12 protein-coding genes are annotated in these 15,150 nt (G+C 67.6%); 7 read left to right on the forward strand and 5 right to left on the reverse strand.

Annotated elements, in window-relative coordinates:
* The first annotated feature begins 6 nt into the window (after positions 1-6).
* Positions 7-1,752, forward strand: a complete 1,746-nt coding sequence (locus tag ACFVUS_RS17780) for an AMP-binding protein (RefSeq protein ID WP_387767002.1) — start codon at positions 7-9, stop codon at positions 1,750-1,752.
* A gap of 60 nt (positions 1,753-1,812) precedes the next feature.
* On the opposite strand, the gene ACFVUS_RS17785 is transcribed toward ACFVUS_RS17780, so the two are convergent.
* Positions 1,813-2,250, reverse strand: a complete 438-nt coding sequence (locus ACFVUS_RS17785) for a MarR family winged helix-turn-helix transcriptional regulator (protein WP_375962761.1) — start codon at positions 2,248-2,250, stop codon at positions 1,813-1,815.
* Positions 2,251-2,462: 212 nt separating this feature from the next.
* On the opposite strand from ACFVUS_RS17785, the gene ACFVUS_RS17790 reads away from it, so the two are divergent.
* Complete coding sequence (locus ACFVUS_RS17790; RefSeq protein WP_364641419.1) at positions 2,463-2,702, forward strand: DUF2530 domain-containing protein; 240 nt, start codon at positions 2,463-2,465, stop codon at positions 2,700-2,702.
* A 167-nt stretch (positions 2,703-2,869) separates the two neighbouring features.
* Here ACFVUS_RS17790 and ACFVUS_RS17795 read toward each other — a convergent pair whose 3' ends face one another.
* On the reverse strand, positions 2,870-4,945 hold the full coding sequence (locus ACFVUS_RS17795) for a neutral/alkaline ceramidase (RefSeq protein ID WP_387767006.1): 2,076 nt from the start codon (positions 4,943-4,945) through the stop codon (positions 2,870-2,872).
* Between the two features lie 127 nt (positions 4,946-5,072).
* On the opposite strand from ACFVUS_RS17795, the gene ACFVUS_RS17800 reads away from it, so the two are divergent.
* Positions 5,073-5,687 carry a TetR/AcrR family transcriptional regulator gene (locus ACFVUS_RS17800; protein WP_364641424.1) on the forward strand — a complete coding sequence of 205 codons (615 nt, stop codon included), beginning with the start codon at positions 5,073-5,075 and terminating at the stop codon, positions 5,685-5,687.
* 99 nt (positions 5,688-5,786) lie between these two features.
* On the opposite strand, the gene ACFVUS_RS17805 is transcribed toward ACFVUS_RS17800, so the two are convergent.
* Both ACFVUS_RS17805 and ACFVUS_RS17810 read right to left on the reverse strand, forming a co-directional pair.
* Entirely contained in the window at positions 5,787-9,002 is a 3,216-nt protein-coding gene (locus ACFVUS_RS17805) for a sacsin N-terminal ATP-binding-like domain-containing protein (protein WP_387767009.1), read from the reverse strand.
* 315 nt (positions 9,003-9,317) lie between these two features.
* On the reverse strand, positions 9,318-10,643 hold the full coding sequence (locus ACFVUS_RS17810) for a DUF3027 domain-containing protein (protein ID WP_387767012.1): 1,326 nt from the start codon (positions 10,641-10,643) through the stop codon (positions 9,318-9,320).
* A 17-nt stretch (positions 10,644-10,660) separates the two neighbouring features.
* On the opposite strand from ACFVUS_RS17810, the gene ACFVUS_RS17815 reads away from it, so the two are divergent.
* The 3 genes from ACFVUS_RS17815 (at position 10,661) to ACFVUS_RS17825 (ending at position 13,989) form a co-directional block, all read left to right on the forward strand.
* Positions 10,661-11,455 (forward strand): glutaminyl-peptide cyclotransferase, encoded by a 795-nt coding sequence (locus ACFVUS_RS17815; RefSeq protein ID WP_387767015.1) that lies wholly within the window; start codon positions 10,661-10,663, stop codon positions 11,453-11,455.
* Positions 11,456-11,640: 185 nt separating this feature from the next.
* On the forward strand, positions 11,641-13,389 hold the full coding sequence (locus tag ACFVUS_RS17820; protein WP_387767018.1) for an MFS transporter: 1,749 nt from the start codon (positions 11,641-11,643) through the stop codon (positions 13,387-13,389).
* 15 nt (positions 13,390-13,404) lie between these two features.
* A complete protein-coding gene (locus ACFVUS_RS17825) occupies positions 13,405-13,989 on the forward strand; it encodes a DUF2771 domain-containing protein (RefSeq protein WP_387767021.1) in 585 nt (194 codons plus the stop codon).
* An 81-nt stretch (positions 13,990-14,070) separates the two neighbouring features.
* Here ACFVUS_RS17825 and ACFVUS_RS17830 read toward each other — a convergent pair whose 3' ends face one another.
* Positions 14,071-14,499: a cold-shock protein gene (locus ACFVUS_RS17830; protein WP_387769940.1), complete on the reverse strand. Its 429-nt coding sequence runs from the start codon at positions 14,497-14,499 to the stop codon at positions 14,071-14,073.
* Between the two features lie 181 nt (positions 14,500-14,680).
* Here ACFVUS_RS17830 and ACFVUS_RS17835 point away from each other — a divergent pair, with 181 nt between their 5' ends.
* Positions 14,681-14,911, forward strand: coding sequence for a hypothetical protein (locus tag ACFVUS_RS17835; RefSeq protein WP_387767024.1), 231 nt, complete (start codon positions 14,681-14,683; stop codon positions 14,909-14,911).
* Positions 14,912-15,150: the final 239 nt, after the last annotated feature.

Consider the following 15,150-nt stretch of genomic DNA (forward strand, 5'->3'; position numbering starts at 1 on the left):
TTTGCTATGCACGACAATCCGCTGTGGGCGACCGGCCCCGAAATACCGCGCCTCACACCCGCCGAGGCCGCCGAGCAGGGGCTGACCTTCACCGATCTGCTGCTGCGCCGCGAACATGACGACCACCCGGGGCTCCGGTTCGAGGACTCGATCTGGAGCTGGGGCGAAGTGGTGCGCGAATGCGCCGCCCGCGCAGCGGTTCTCAGCGAGTTCCGCCGACCGGATCGGCCGTTCCACATCGGGGTGCTGCTGGAGAATGTGCCCGAGTACATCTTCCTGATCGGGGCGGCGGCCTTCGCCGGGGCGACGCTGATCGGCATCAACCCGACGCGGCGCGGGGCGGAACTGGCGAGCGATATTCGCGGCGTGGACTGCGATCTGATCATCACCGACGGGGAGCAGCGCGCGGTACTCGCCGGACTCGACACCGGCGTGGACGCCGATCGTGTCCTGGATATCGATGAATCCCGGTGGCGGGAGCGGGTTTCCGCCGAATACGCAACGGTCGTGCGCGGCGGCGCGGCGGACGCGCGGGCCGCATGGGTCGCGCCCGAGGCCCGGGAACGCTCGACGCGGCTGCTGCTCACCTTCACCTCCGGTTCCACCGGTGCGCCCAAGGCGGTGATCTGCACGACCGGGCGGCTGGCGGCACTGGGCGCTATGAATCACTGTTCGCTGACCCGTGCCGATGTCACCTACAACGCCATGCCGCTGTTCCACGGGAACGCGATCATGGCCTGTTGGGCGCCTTCGGTTTTCACGGGTGCCACCTTCACCATGCGCCGTCGTTTCTCGGTCGCGGGGTTCCTGCCCGATGTCCGGCGGTTCGGGGTGACCTACTTCAACTATGTCGGGCGGTCGCTGGCCTATCTGCTGTCCGCCCCGGAATCGCCGTTGGAGCGGGATACCAAGTTGCGCACCGCTTTCGGGACCGAGGCCGCGCCGCGTGACCGGGCCGAATTCGCGCGCCGGTTCGGGGTGACGCCGGTGGAGAGTTACGGATCCAGCGAGGGCGGGGTGGTCATTCGACTCACCGATGATTCGCCGTCGGGGGCGCTCGGCCGCGCACCGGAGTTCATGCCGGTGGAGATTCACAACGAGCATGGAAAGCAGTGTCCGCGTGCGGTTTTCGCTGCGGATGGCGCACTGCTCAATGCGGCCGAGGCGATCGGTGAGATCGTGAATATCACCGGTGCGGCCATGTTCGAGGGCTACTACCGCAATCCGGAGGCCAGTACCGAACGGGTCGACGGCCCGATCTTCCGCACCGGGGACCTCGGTTATCAGGACGAGGCCGGATTCTTCTACTTCGCGGGGCGTTCGGGTGATCGCCTGCGGGTGGACAGTGAGAACTTCGCCACCGCGCCGGTGGAACGCATTCTCGCCCGATTCCCGGGCGTGAAATTGGCGGCGGTGTATCCGGTTCCGGATCCGCGCACCGGCGATCAGGTGATGGCGGCACTCGAATTGGATGCGGGCGTGCGATTCGATCCGGAACTATTCGGTGAATTCCTCGCCGCACAACCCGATCTCGGCACCAAATGGGCGCCGCGTTTCGTGCGCGTCACCGAATCCATTCCGGTGACCGCCACGCGCAAGATCGACAAACCGGCGCTGCGCCGCGAATCCTGGCTCACGAAAGATCCCGTGTACCTGGGCGATACGAAATCCCTTGGCTACCAACCGCTGAGTTCGAGCCTGCGGGATGAGCTGGCCCGCGAATACGAGCTGTACGGTCGCTCCCCGGTCTAGCTCGCCACGGCGCGGGTTACCGCCGCTGGGAAGTCGAGCCGCGGGTCACCCGGGCTATCTTTACTCGGATTCGTCCACGATCTGCTTCATGATTCCGACGGCCTGTTCCAGCACGGCCAGCTGATCGGGGCTGAGATTGGAGAGCTGATCGGTCATCCAGGCCTCGCGGGCGTGGGTCTCATCGGCGATGAGCGCGCGCCCGCTCTCGGACAGCGACACGATGATCTGCCGCCCGTCGGTGGGATGCGGATCGCGTTGCACCAGCGACATTTCCGAGAGCGAGGCGATCACCCGCGTCATGGACGGCGGTTGCACCCGCTCCTTGGCGGCGAGCGCGCCCGGCGTCATGGCGCCGTCCCGGTTCAGGGTGGCGAGCGCGGAGAGCTGGGTCAGCGAAATCTGGGCATCGGCACGCCGCCCGCGCAGATGTCGCGTCAAGCGCACCACCGCCAGCGACAGTTCACCGGCGAGCGCTCGAATATCGGAAGGCGTTGTCACAGAGCGAAACGATACGTGACCGTTCACGCACACGACGCCTGTTCCGGCGCACACCCCCGCCACCGGGCGGCGAACCCGACCGGTACGCGCCCCCACCCCCTAGTACCCCCACACCATCCCCGCCCAAACCAGACATTTCCCCAATGTCGAAAATCCGCGCGCACACGCCCGCCGCTCCCCCATCGCGCGCTCCACCTTCTACCCTGGATCTCGTGACCCAGCCCGTACCGGAAATCCCGCAGCGCTTCACCGACCCGCGACCGGTCCTGGCCGTCGGCAGCCTCGGCTTCCTGATCGCCACGATCGTGGTCTGGCTCAATGACGACTGGGCGACGGCCCGCCCGATCTGCCTGATGGGCCTGGGTGTGGGCCTGCTCGGCTACACCATCTTCGCCATCCAGCGCCGCGGCGCGCGGCGCGGCGACAAGGGCGCACAGCTCGGCCTGGACTAACCGGCCCCGCACAAACTCATGGCGGCAGCCACACACCCGTCATCCCGGCGCGCTTTTGGCCGGGATCCACACGGGCGGGATGTCGGCTGAGTGTGTGGATCCCGGCCGAAAGCATGCCGGGATGACGAGCAGTGCACACGGCCGGCGGGGACGAGAAACGCTGGCGTTCAGCGGATGTCGAACTCGGCGGTCGTCCCGGTGAAGGGGTGCAGGGTGCCGTCGGCGGTGAGTTGGTCGGCGTAGTGCTGGAGGCGGTAGCGGCCCGGCGGGGTGTTTGACGGGATGTCCCAGGTGAAGCGGGCTATGGAGACGTCCGCGCCGCGTTTGGACCAGAAGTATTTGACCGGCCATTCGCCTTCGTTGGCGATGCGGGTCCAGCCGGAATCGGTGGCGCGCTGGATTTCCAGGAAGGTGCCGTTGCGGCGGGTGTTATGTTTCGGATGGGCCGAGACGAATTCGGCCGCGGCCTGGTCACCGGGAGCGTAGGCGGGGGCCGGTTGGGTCAGGACGTCGCCGAAATTCGTGCCGGGCGGAGTGGCATCGGGGCCGGGGGCGGCGACGAAGTTGGGCTGGAGGTTGGAGACGTCGCGCGGGGCGGGGCCGCGCGGAACCGCCTGCTGCGCGGCGAAAGCCGTTGCGAGACGGTGGAATTCCTGCTGGTAGGCGGGAAGGGTGTAGCGGCCGTACAGGGTTGAGCCGCCCTCGTACTGCTGGGCGTCGTATTCCTCGGGGGTGGCGACGTATTCGTGATAGCAGTTGGCGTAACCCTGCATGAGCACCTGATCCAGCGATACGCCGAGCGCTTCCGCGACCACGCGGCGGATGCGCAGACCGGAGGTGATGGTGAATTCCGCTCCGCCGCAGGCGAGATAGAGGTCGCCGATGCGCACCAGCTGAATCGGCACCACGCTCGGCACCCACGGCACCGGCGGCATGATGCCGAGCGGTGCGACGATGGCCTTGGGGGCCTGGGCATCGGCGAGCCAATCGGGTACCGGCTGGTCGACGCCACCGAGCGCGTCCACGAACGGATTTCGCACACCCTCGGGAATCGGCACGCCGGGCAGGCCCGGACCGTCCTCGACACTGCCCGCGATGAGCGAGACGCCCGCGCAGGCGGGTGCGGTGTGCCGGGGCTGACCGTTCGGCGTCCAGCGGCCGTCGACCTCGATATCGGCGATATCGATGTAGCAGAGCAGGCTCGCGACCGGACCGCTGACCGCGCTCGCGGCCGCGAGAGCTGTTTTCCCGGCACGGTATTGGCGGTCGCCGATGATGCGGGTGTTGTCGAATTCGTTCCGGGTCGGACCATCGGTCGGGTGCAGATTCAGGTTGGGCGACATATCGCCGGAGTTGGTCTGCGGGAACGCTGCCACGAAATCGCAGCCGTCCAGGTAGCGGACCCCGTGCTCCTCGTGTTCGAACGAGTACGAGGCGTACCCCTTGTTATCGGCGCTGATGAGCCGGTTGGTATTGCTCATCGAGGTGTTGTGGGTGGCGAACCAGGTGATCACGCCGACCTCGCGGCCACCCTTGCGCAGCGACAGCACGGTGACGGCCGGATCGATGGCATCGGGGAAAACCTGTTTGTCCGCGTCGGGATTGCGATCCCAGGCGATCTTGGATCGATTCACGCTGGCGTCGTGCAGTTCTCCGCGCCCGAGTGCGAGGCTGCCCGGGGAAAGGTCGGCGTCCGCCGCGGCAATGGCCTCGACTATGCCGTTCACTTCGGCGTCGTAGACCTGCTGCTGGAATCCGAGAATGGACAGGTTGTACGCGTAATCATTGCTGGATCCGCCGCAGGTGGCGTGTGAATGCGTGGAGGTGAGCAGGACGTTCTGCTCGGTGTACCGGTCGCCGAATCGGGCGGCGAGCGCGGCCAGCACACCGCGGTGCACGGATTGGAAGATCATGCCGTTGTCGGCGACGACGTAGACCACGCGCTGGTTCGCGCTGCCGAAGATGAAGGCGCGGGCGCGGGGCCGCAGATGGATTCCGGCGGTGTCCTGTCCGAATTGCGAGTAGCCCATCATCCCGCATTCGGCGGCCGGGCCGGTGATGTCGGAAATGCCCACCCCGACGAGATATTCGCCGGAATCCGCGTGTGCGCGCGAGTGGGGTAGCGCGAATGTTGCCGTCACCGCGAGCGCGGCGGTGCCCACCGCGGCTCCGGCCAGCACCGTTCGGCGCGAGACGGTCGTGACCGCGCCCGCATCGGCCGTTTCCTTGTCCGACAGCGCCATTCGCGTCTCCTTCCGTTCTGGAAGGCAGCGAACCACACAACTGGACGTTCGTCCAGGCCAGATTTTCCGACCCTGCGAATTGACTGTGCGCTTCCCGGACGCTTAACTCCCTGGAGTGTCCTCCCGATTGAGCGTCGAAGAACGACGGGCCCACCTTATCGAGGCGGCCATCGGCCTTGCCGAAAAAAAGGGCGTGGCAGGAGTTACCACGCGCGATGTTGCACAGGCAGCCGGTGTTTCGCTCGGTGTGGTGCATTACTGTTTCGAAAACAAAGATCAGCTGATGACCGAGCTGGTCAAGGCGCTTTCGATGGAATTGCGCGATTCCGTCGATGCCAACGAAACGGTATGGCAAGACGTCGGAACTGGAAAAGAAGCGCTTCAAAAATTGGTGCGCGCTGCCTTGGAACTCATGTGGCTCAACGTCGAAGCCACACCCGAACGTCAACTACTCACCTACGAAACCACCACCTACGCACTTCGCGAAGGCGAACAAACTCCGGCGAAACTGGCAATCGCCCGCGAGCAGTACACATTCAACGACTCCACGCTCGCCGACATCGTCGAACACGCCCGCGAGGCCACCGGCACCCAGTGGACCGTTCCGGTCACCACCCTGAGCCGTTTCACCCTCGCAGCCATCGACGGCATCGTGCTGCGCTGGCTGGTCGACAACGACAGCGCGGCCGTCCGCGAACAGCTGGATCTCCTAGCCACGATGGTCTGCTCGTACACCGCCTGACCACCCCATCCACCACTCCGGCGCGCGTATTCACGCGCGCCGGAGTCTTTTTCGGCCCGGACACCGCCCGCGGCTGCCCCGGATTTGCCGGACCGCGGATCAGCCGTGCGGCTGCGCCCGAACGTGGACGGTATCGCCGTCCTGCCACCACGGCACCGCGACGGTCGCCTGCACCGCGCCGGTGAGGCGCACGCGGAGATCATCGTGCACGACGAGATCGCCTGTGGCGTAGGCGGAACCGAATTGCAGGCGCAGCAGTACGCCGAGCGGATCGGTATTCCAGGTGGTGCGACGACCCTCGCCGAGAACTTCGGCGGTCACCACTTCCGACGCCAGCGGAATGTCCAGCAGCGCGGAAAGAGATGGGGCCGAAGCGATATCGCCGACGATGAGACGATCGGCGGGCAGCGCCGGGCCGAACCAGGGCTTGTCCAGGATCAGCGCGTCGGCGGGATCGATGACGGCGCCGGACAGGGCGCGGACATGATCCGGGAAATCCAGGTCCTCGACATCGAGCAGACCGTCGGCCATAGCCACCCCGAGACGGCGATGCGTTTGCGAAATCGCCTCGGGGGTGGGCGATCTCGTGGGATCGGCGAGGGCGTCCAGGAGTTCCTCGGCCAATTGCGCGGTCATGATCTCCGGTGCGGCGAGCACCCCGCGCAATACCAGCAAATCCTGATCTGAGAAGCCGAGAAGTTGCGGAAGCAGGCCCGCGAGGCTCTCGTCCTCGGGGTGGCGCATGAGGCCCAGCGGGATATCGTCGATATGCGCGTTCTTGCGCAACCACCATGCGGTGTAGCCGTCCCGGTCCGACAGCAGCGGGCGGGTGCTCTCGTCGGAGAGCAGAAGGCGCAGGGCCTCCGGCCATTTCGCGTCATCGACCAGGTCGAGGTCGCGGACCGCGCGCAGCTCCGGCGGGTCCTCCCGCAAGCCCTCCCACCAGGCGTCCTCGTCATCGAGATGATGATCGGGGCCGGTCGGATCCTCCTCCACCGCGAGGGTGAAACTCCAGCCGACGCCGATGGCGCGCAACGCGTCCCGGCCGTACTTCTCCAGCGTCTCCTCGGCGATGATCTCGAACGGCGAATCCGCCACCAGCACACCGTCCAGCGGGGCCGCGGGCAGCAGCAGTTCGTCGGCGGGCAGCAATTCGCCCGAGTCGTCCGGCAATTCGAGCAGGCCGAGCCAGGTCGGCAGGGTGCCCGGCATGGCGGTACCCGCCAGGTTCAGCACCGCCTCCACGGTATCGGGTTCGCTCGGATCATCCTCCAGGATCGCCTGTAGCGCGGGATCATTCAGCAAATCCTCGGGGGTAGCGGCACGCGCGCCCAGCCGGCCCAGCAACTCGTGCGCGGCCTCCGGATGCACCAGGCGCGCCCAGTGCACGGGAATGGCGTTCTCCAACTGGAGATCCAGCACCACGGTGCGCGGCCCGGTCACCAGCCGTCCATCGGCCAGCGGTACCGACAGCGCCCCCAATTCCTCCACCGACAGCGGATCCAGCACGAACGGTTCCAGGGCGTCGTACAGCGAATACCACCACTGCGCGGGACGTTCCAGACTGCTCGACAATTCCGCGATCCGCGCCAAGCCGATCCGATGCACATCCAGGGCGGCAAGCGCATCCGAGCCCGCACGCCCGGAAAGCTCCGGAATCACAAGTGGCCCAACGATTTCCGCCAGCAGTCGCGCCAATTCCGGCGTCGCACCCGGGAATACGCTCGCCCGCCGCGGCCGCTCACCGAGCTCCTCGGTCGAATCGGCCGTCGACGTGGTCCGGGGCAGCGAACCGACTTCCGGCCACGCGGCGTCCCCGGGCCGCGTTCCGCTCTCCGACGGTACCCCGGTCTGCGCCGAAAGATCTTGGCGCAGAACACCATTCGTCCCGGAATCGCCGAAGGTCAGCTCCAGTTGGAATGTGGCATCCTCGTCGGGGCCACGGACTTCGGCCGAGGCGGCAAAGCTGTCGTCGCCCGCCCCACCTTCACTCCCGGCGGCACTGTCACCGCGCGCGCCCGCGAGGCTGTCTTCACCCGCACTCGCGGCCGTATCCGCACCCGGGCCTGCCGCGCTGCTCGCGCGTGCCTCGAGGGCCGCGTCGAATTCGAGCAGGGGGTCCGCGCCGAGTTCCGGATTGCCGCCGAGCGCGTGATCGCTGCCGATGAGGCGGGGGTCGCCGAGCGCTTCGCCGCCCGAACCGAAGACGGGGCCGCGCAGCACCGGGAGCCAGGAGTGTTCGCGCAGTTCGGCGATGAGCGCCTCGCGCAGAACGGTATCGGGCTCACTGCGCGCGAAGCCGGGGGCGGGCACCAGCACCAGGCGATCGGCGGGCGGCAGTGCCAGCGCGAAATCGGCGTAGCCCGAGGCCAGTTCGGCGACCTGGGCACCGGGGAGCAGGCGGCGGCGATCCGGTTGCATGGGGATATCGGCGATCAACAGCGCGGGGAGCGAGAGCTCCTCATCCGAGCGGGTGGGGGCGCGCAGCACATCGGGGCGCACCGCCACGGGGCGGCCTTCGCGCAAAGGCAGCAGCCAGCGCGCGTGCGGGGTGCGGTACTGCCACCAGCGCCGGTCCTCCCACTCCCCCGTGACCCGGACTTCCTGTAGGCCGTTATCGAGATCGGTGACAGCACAGCGAATTTCGTCATCCGCGATCGAAATACTTTGGAGCGCGGGCAGTTCCAGCAGCAGATCGACCGCTTCGGCCCGCATGCCCGCGAGCAGTGCGTCGCCGTCCACGTCCGGGCGCAGTTCGAGCACGATCTCGCTGTCGAATCCGGCGGCGGGCTTCGCCGCACTCGGCCATGCCAAACGCAGCGCGGGCGGCACGAATTCGCCCTCCACCTCGGGAATCTTGACGCCTTCAGCCGCCAGCAGCGCGGCCGTCTCGGCCCGGGAGAACCGCACCGACCCACTCGTGGAACGGAACTCGACCTCCTCCGCCACACTGAGCACCGCGGTGAATCCGACACCGAACTGCCCCACCGCCGCCTCACTCGCGGCCGGTCCGGCGGTCTTCGCCGACGCACGCAGCGCCGTCAGCGCGTGCACCCCCGAAATATCCAACGCCACACCCGTATTGGCGATATGCAGAACGCGCCCGTCCAGCCACACCGCCAGCCGCCCCGCGACCCCCGCCTTGGCCGCGGCGTCGGCGGCGTTCTGCGCCAGTTCGGTCAGCACCCGATCCCGATACCCGGCCCGCACCAAATCGGCCTCGGTGGCCGCATCCTCCCGCAGGCGCGTGGGTGATCCCTGCCAGGCGGCGATCACCCCGGCCCGCAGTCCGGCAGTATCGAACGGATCCCCCACAGCCCTACCGCCGTCCAACCCACGCACCCCTTCCGCTCATGAACGCCAGCGGCGCCCACCCGCCCGGCCGACCCGGACGCGACAGCACACCTTAAGCGCCTTTCCCTCCCCCCACTCACCCGTAGCCCCACCCACCCCACGAACCAGCACCAGGACTCCCACCCGAGCCGCCCGCGCAGCCTCTCCCTACCAGTCACGCATCGGAAAGAAGCCCACACGGCGGAATCGGCCCGCTGCGCTGCGACCGGATTTCCGAACCGGCGCAGCGCCGGAGCGGGGCTCCGGGAGGTGGTGCGACTCAGCGGCCCCCGAGAGTCAGTGCGACTCCGTAGCTCCGGGGTCGCCGATCTGCGGTGCGGCGGTTTCGGCTTCGACGCGGACCGCGCTCACGCCCCAGGCGTCGTCGACCACCATGTCGGGGTCCGCCAGGTCGAACAGCGTGGGAATCCCGTTGTCGGCGGGGACCTGCGGGATCTCGGATTCGATCGGCGTCACGGCCGCCACCTCCGCCACGGCGGTGATGGCCTCGGCGGTGGCGCTTTCGGCGATGGCCGAGGGGAACGACGTCGTCGACGAATTCGCTTCGGGTGCGGGGGTATTCGTTGCGACCTCGGTCGGCTCGCTCACCTGCGACGGGTCGGCGGAGGTCGGCGTCGATCCCGAATCGGCGGGTTCGACGGCCGCGGCTTCGGAGGTCGCACCGGTGGCCGTCACGACTTCGGTAGTCGCCGTGGCGGTTTCGGCGGACGCCGAGTCCGGCGAAGCGGCTTCGGCGGGCGTCGTATCCACGGGGGTGGATTCGGCGCTGGGCGCGTCGGCGGTGATGTCCTCGGTGGTCACCTCGCCTGCCGGGGCGGAATCAGCTTCGGCCGCAACAGCTTCCGGCTTGCGGAGTTCTTCGGCGGGGATGATTTCCACGGCGGCGTCGTCGAAGGCCTCGTAGGCGGGAGAGCCCGCGCCGGTGGGGAGTTCGGTGTCGGAGTGGGCGCCGCAGCCGTATTCGAGGCTGACGACGCGGCCGTCGGCGCCCATGGCGTTGGCGCAGACGCCGAAGGCGGCGCGCAGGCCGCCCGCCAGGGGGACGAAGAAGCCGCAGGTGCCGCAGGTGGCCGGTGCGGCCCGGGCCATATCGGTGTCGGGGCCGAATTCGGAGAACCAGCGGTCGGCCGCTTCTTCGCGGCCTTCGCGGCTGAGCACGCGGGGGCGGCCGAGGCCGAGTTCGAGTGCCACCTCGTCGACGACCGGATCACCGGAGGCGATGTAGCCGGGGACCAGGCGAGGATCGTTGAGGGGCGGGGCGAGCAGATCGCCAGGAGCCAGGTCGCCGGGGCGGATGCGCTGTTCCCAGGGCAGGAAGTCGGGGGCGACGAGCGCGTCGGGGCCGGGTAGCAGCGCCGATTCGCTGACGGTGACCCGGGTCGCCTCGGGTGGGGCGGCCACCACGACCGCCCACTGCCAGCCGCGATAGCCGGGCAGCGTGGCCTCGAAGTGATGGGTCGCGGCCGAATCATCCTCGGCCGTAACACCTATATGCCTGCCGACTCCGAGTGGCTCCAGCTCCAGGAGCGCACGGCGAGCCAGGTCGACCGCCTCCGCCAGGATCGGCCGAACACCGGACTCCGAAACTCCAACCGCGCTCACGCCCTACATTTTGCCGTATGGAGCGCAAACGTCGTGCACCGGTAGCGGCCGCGAAGATCATGCTGTGCTCGGCCATGTGCCTGGCCGCCGCAATCACCGGTTGTGACAGACCCGACGACACGCCGCGCCTGCGTGTCGAAGTCATCGCGACTCGCCCACACGACACGCGGGCATTCACCGAGGGACTGGAAGCGGACGGCGACACGCTCTACGAGAGCACCGGACTTTCCGGACAGTCGTACGTGCGCGCGACCACCCTCGACAGCCGCACCGAGCTCGCGCGCGCCGACCTGCCCGCCCCGCTGTTCGGCGAGGGCGTCACCGTGGCGGGAAACGTGCTCTGGCAGCTCACCTATCGCGACGGCATCGCCTTCGCCCGCGACCCGAAAACCCTGACCGAACTGCGCCGCACCACTTTCGACGGCGAGGGCTGGGGCCTGTGCACCCGCGCCGGGCGCATCCTCATGTCCAACGGCTCGGCCACCCTCACCTTCCGCGACCCCGAAACCTTCACCCCCACCGGCACAATCACCCTGACCAGCCACAAGGACGCGAAACTCAACGAACTCGACTGCGCCCCGGACGGTTCCGTCTACGCCAACGCCTGGCCGAGCGACACCATCCTGCACATAGACCCCGGCACCGGCGCCGTCCTGCACGCGATCGACGCCTCGGACCTGCTCCCCCGCTCCGCCCGCACCCCCGCCACCGATGTCCTCAACGGCATCACCCACCTGCCCGGCACCGACCACTTCCTGCTCACCGGCAAGAACTGGCCCACCACCTACGAAGTCCGCTTCCTCCCCGACTGACCCGGAGCCGCACCGGGAGCACCACGCCCACCCCCGCGGGTGAGAATCCACACCCGCCCCGAGGCGCGAATGCCCCGGCCGACCAGTCCCGGCACCGCGAATTCACGACCGTCAAGCGGGCTTTGTGTCCCCGCACACCCGCCGTAGTCGCGCCGCCGTCGTCCGGCACTGCAAGAATTGGGTGCGTGACGACTCCCCGCGAACCTGACGCCGACCCCGGCCGGTGGGGCGAGGAGGAGTCTCCGCTCATCGAACGGCACCCCGGCTTCGACCGCTATCCCCCGGCCAACCGATCCGCACAACGTCCGCGCGGAAACGAGCCGGAGGTTCCGGAGTTCCTGTCCCAGCGCACCGCCGCACTGCCCGGCGGTCGCGAAAGCGCACCGCCGCGAAATGATTCGCGCCGTCCGGAACGGGAAAGCCCGCAGCAGACGCGGCCGGAAACCACCCGCCCGCTGCCGCACGCGGAGGAGGACCACACGGAGCAGATCAGTGATGCCGGGCTGCACAAGCCGCCGCGCAAGTTGACGGTGACGCGGGTGGCGGCGCGGCGGAGTATCGAGTTGACCGAGCGCGGGTTCGCCACTTTTCAGCGGGCGGCCAAGGCGGATGGGGCCGAGGAGTCGGGGCTCACCGCGCTGGTTTACGCGACGATGGCGAATTTCGCGACGGACGCGGCGGTTGCCGTGGCATTGGCGAACACCCTGTTCTTCGCCAGTGCGACAGCCGAATCCAAGACCAAGGTCGCGCTGTACCTGTTGATCACGATCGCCCCGTTCGCGGTGATCGCGCCGCTGATCGGGCCCATGCTGGATCGATTGCAGCGGGGTCGCCGGCTGGCGCTGGCGGGATCGTTCGCCGTGCGTGTGCTGGTGGCGGTGCTGCTGATCTTCAATGTGGACAACTGGGCGCTGTATCCACTCGCGTTGTGCATGATGATTCTCAGTAAGTCGTTCTCGGTGTTGAAATCCGCGGTGACGCCGCGCGTACTGCCACCGGGAATCGATCTGGTGCGCACCAATTCCCGGCTCACCGTGTTCGGCCTGGTGGGCGGCACGCTGGGCGCGGGCGGTATTGCGGGTCTCATTGCCTCGGTGGCGCATTCGGCGGGCGCGCTGCTGTTCGCGGCCGTATTGGCCGGTGCCGGTTGCTATCTCAGCCTGAAGATTCCGTCCTGGGTGGAGGTCACCGAGGGCGAGGTGCCCGCGACGCTGACCTATCACGGCGATGATTCGCACACCGAGGTGCTCGATGCCACGCGGGCGGAGCAGATTCAGCCGAGCAAGCGCCGCCAGCCGCTCGGCCGCGCCGTGGTCACCGGTCTGTGGGGCAACGGCACGGTTCGCATCCTGACCGGATTCCTCACCTTCTACGTGGCGTTCGTCGCCAAGGCCACCGAACACCGCCCGGTGCAGCAGGCCGCCATGCTCGGTGTGGTCGGTGTCTGCGCCGCGGTCGGCAATTTCGCCGGCAATGCCACCGGCGCGCGCATGAAACTGGGCCGTCCGACCCTGATCGTGCTGCTGTGCACGCTGTCCTGCGTGGGCGCGGCGGTGGCGGCCGCGGTCCTGGGCAATCTGCTCGGCGCGGCCGCGGCCACCCTGATCGCCGCGGGCGCGAGCGCACTGGCCAAGGTCTCCCTGGACGCGTCCATTCAGGATGATCTCCCCGCCGAATCGATCGCCTCCGGTTTCGGCAGGTCGGAAACGGTTTTGCAGCTGTCCTGGGTGATCGGCGGCTCGATGGGCGTACTGCTGCCCACCGAGTGGTGGAAAGGTTTCGCTGCGGTCACGGGGGTGATGGCGCTGGGATTGGTGCAAACGGTGGTCAGCTACCGTGGTCATTCGCTGCTGCCCGGTTTGGGCGGTAACCGCCCGCAACACGCGCAACAGGAGGTCCACGGCGCTCACGGCGCCGAGGAGCCCACCACATAAGGACAGGAATCCACGGTGAGCAAACCCAATGCCCGCACGATCGTCGCGTTACTGGCGGCCCTGCTCGTGGTGGCCGTGGCCTATGTCGCCGTCATCGTGGTCGTCGCGCACCGCGCGACCAAGCCGGAGCCGGAGCTCACCGCGTACGCGCACGGCAAGTCGGTGACGGTGTCGCCCTTCATGTTCTGCGATCCGAAGGTCACCAACGGCCAGATCGATCTGAGCGATTGCAGCAATGCCGAAGCGGTCTCGGATCTCGATGTCCCCGCCGGCTCGCCGTTGCAGATCTCGCTGCCGAAGGAGATCGCCAAGGCCCCGTGGCGGATGAAGCTGTTCTACCGCCTGCCCGGTGACAATGTGGCCGTCGGCGCGTTCACCTACGAGGATTACAAGAAGGGCCTGGTCAACACCAAGGTCGAGACCTCGGGCACCCCGGCCGCGATCACGGTGCCGACCCCGAACGATCCGCAGATCAAACTCGCGGTGGCCGAGCTGTATCTGCCCGTGCCCGCGATGGACGCGCAGGGCAATGTGGGCTGGGTGCCGAGTGCGATCTGGTCCATCCACACCCCGGCGTATCAGGGGCTCAATATCGAATGACCTGCGGCGCAAGCCGATTGAAACGAAAACGGGCCCCGGTGAGTCGAACTCACCGGGGCCCGTTGGCTTTTCGGCTGCGACCTAGTGGTCGAGCTCGCGCGCCACACCGCGCACGACTTCCGCGATGCGCTGGGAGGTCTTGCGGTCCGGGTACTTACCGCGGCGCAGATCGGGCTGCACCTTGGTCTCCAGGATGGTGATCATGTCCTCGATGAGGCCGTGCAGCTCATCGGTGGACTTGCGATTGATGGGGGCGTCGCTGCGCGGGCGGCGTTCCCGGGGTTCGCGCTCATTGCCACGCACAGTGGGGGTTTCGAGCAGTTTCAGGCTCAGCGCCTGCGGACCGCGGCGACCCGCCGCCATCCCGAATTCGACCCGCTGTCCGGGCTTGAGCGCTTCGACACCTTCGGGCAGCGCCGACGAACGAACATAAACATCCTCACCCTCGTCCTGGGAAAGGAAGCCGAAGCCCTTTTCGACGTCGTACCACTTCACCTTGCCGGTCGGCACTGCGCTCACCCGTTCGTCATTCGATGCCCGGGCTCGCCGGGCACAGTTGTGGTCGGCGGACCGATCGTCCGAGACCTTGCGTTTGCGAAAAGAACGCGCCCCACAGCTATGGCAGGACGCGATTGGGTTCGAGTCTACCCCGGTGCGAAAGGCCCCAGCACGTGAGTTTTACGGTTCTGGGGTGTCCGATACTTCTCCCGAGCAGGCTCCGCGCAGGTCCGGAAGCTGGCTCCTCTATCTCGCCATGGCATTGTTCGCGGTGGGATTGCTGGCCATCGTCGCAATCTTCGGCGTAGGGCTGTTGACCGATTCGAAACCCGGGGTGTGGCTGTATCTGCTCGCCATGGCGGCGCCGCTGGGGTTCCTGCTGTCGCTGGTCTTCGCGCTGTGGTCGGGCCGACGCGCACGTTGAACCGGCATTCCGGTCAACCCCGTCTGTGACACGTCCGATTGCCCACTTCGTTACCGGACCACACTTGTGACCTTCGTCACATTACAGAACGGTCACGGCGGAGTGACAGACCCCTATCGGCGCAGACTCGCCGTGACCACCTGCACAGACGGTAAGCGGAACCCCTTGCGCCGGTTACTGACCCGGACAGACACGACGGTTACCAAATGGTGATTTTTCGCGAGGACCGTCGTAAGGTC

The organism is Nocardia sp. NPDC058058, assembly GCF_042885355.1.
Lineage (GTDB): Bacteria > Actinomycetota > Actinomycetes > Mycobacteriales > Mycobacteriaceae > Nocardia.

What these genes read in the sequence shown, in the direction of transcription:
- ACFVUS_RS17780 (WP_387767002.1), top strand. Translation starts at nt 7, where the DNA reads ATGCACGACAATCCGCTGTGGGCGACCGGCCCCGAAATACCGCGCCTC.
- ACFVUS_RS17795 (WP_387767006.1), bottom strand. Translation starts at nt 4,945, where the DNA reads ATGGCGCTGTCGGACAAGGAAACGGCCGATGCGGGCGCGGTCACGACC.
- ACFVUS_RS17815 (WP_387767015.1), top strand. Translation starts at nt 10,661, where the DNA reads ATGGAGCGCAAACGTCGTGCACCGGTAGCGGCCGCGAAGATCATGCTG.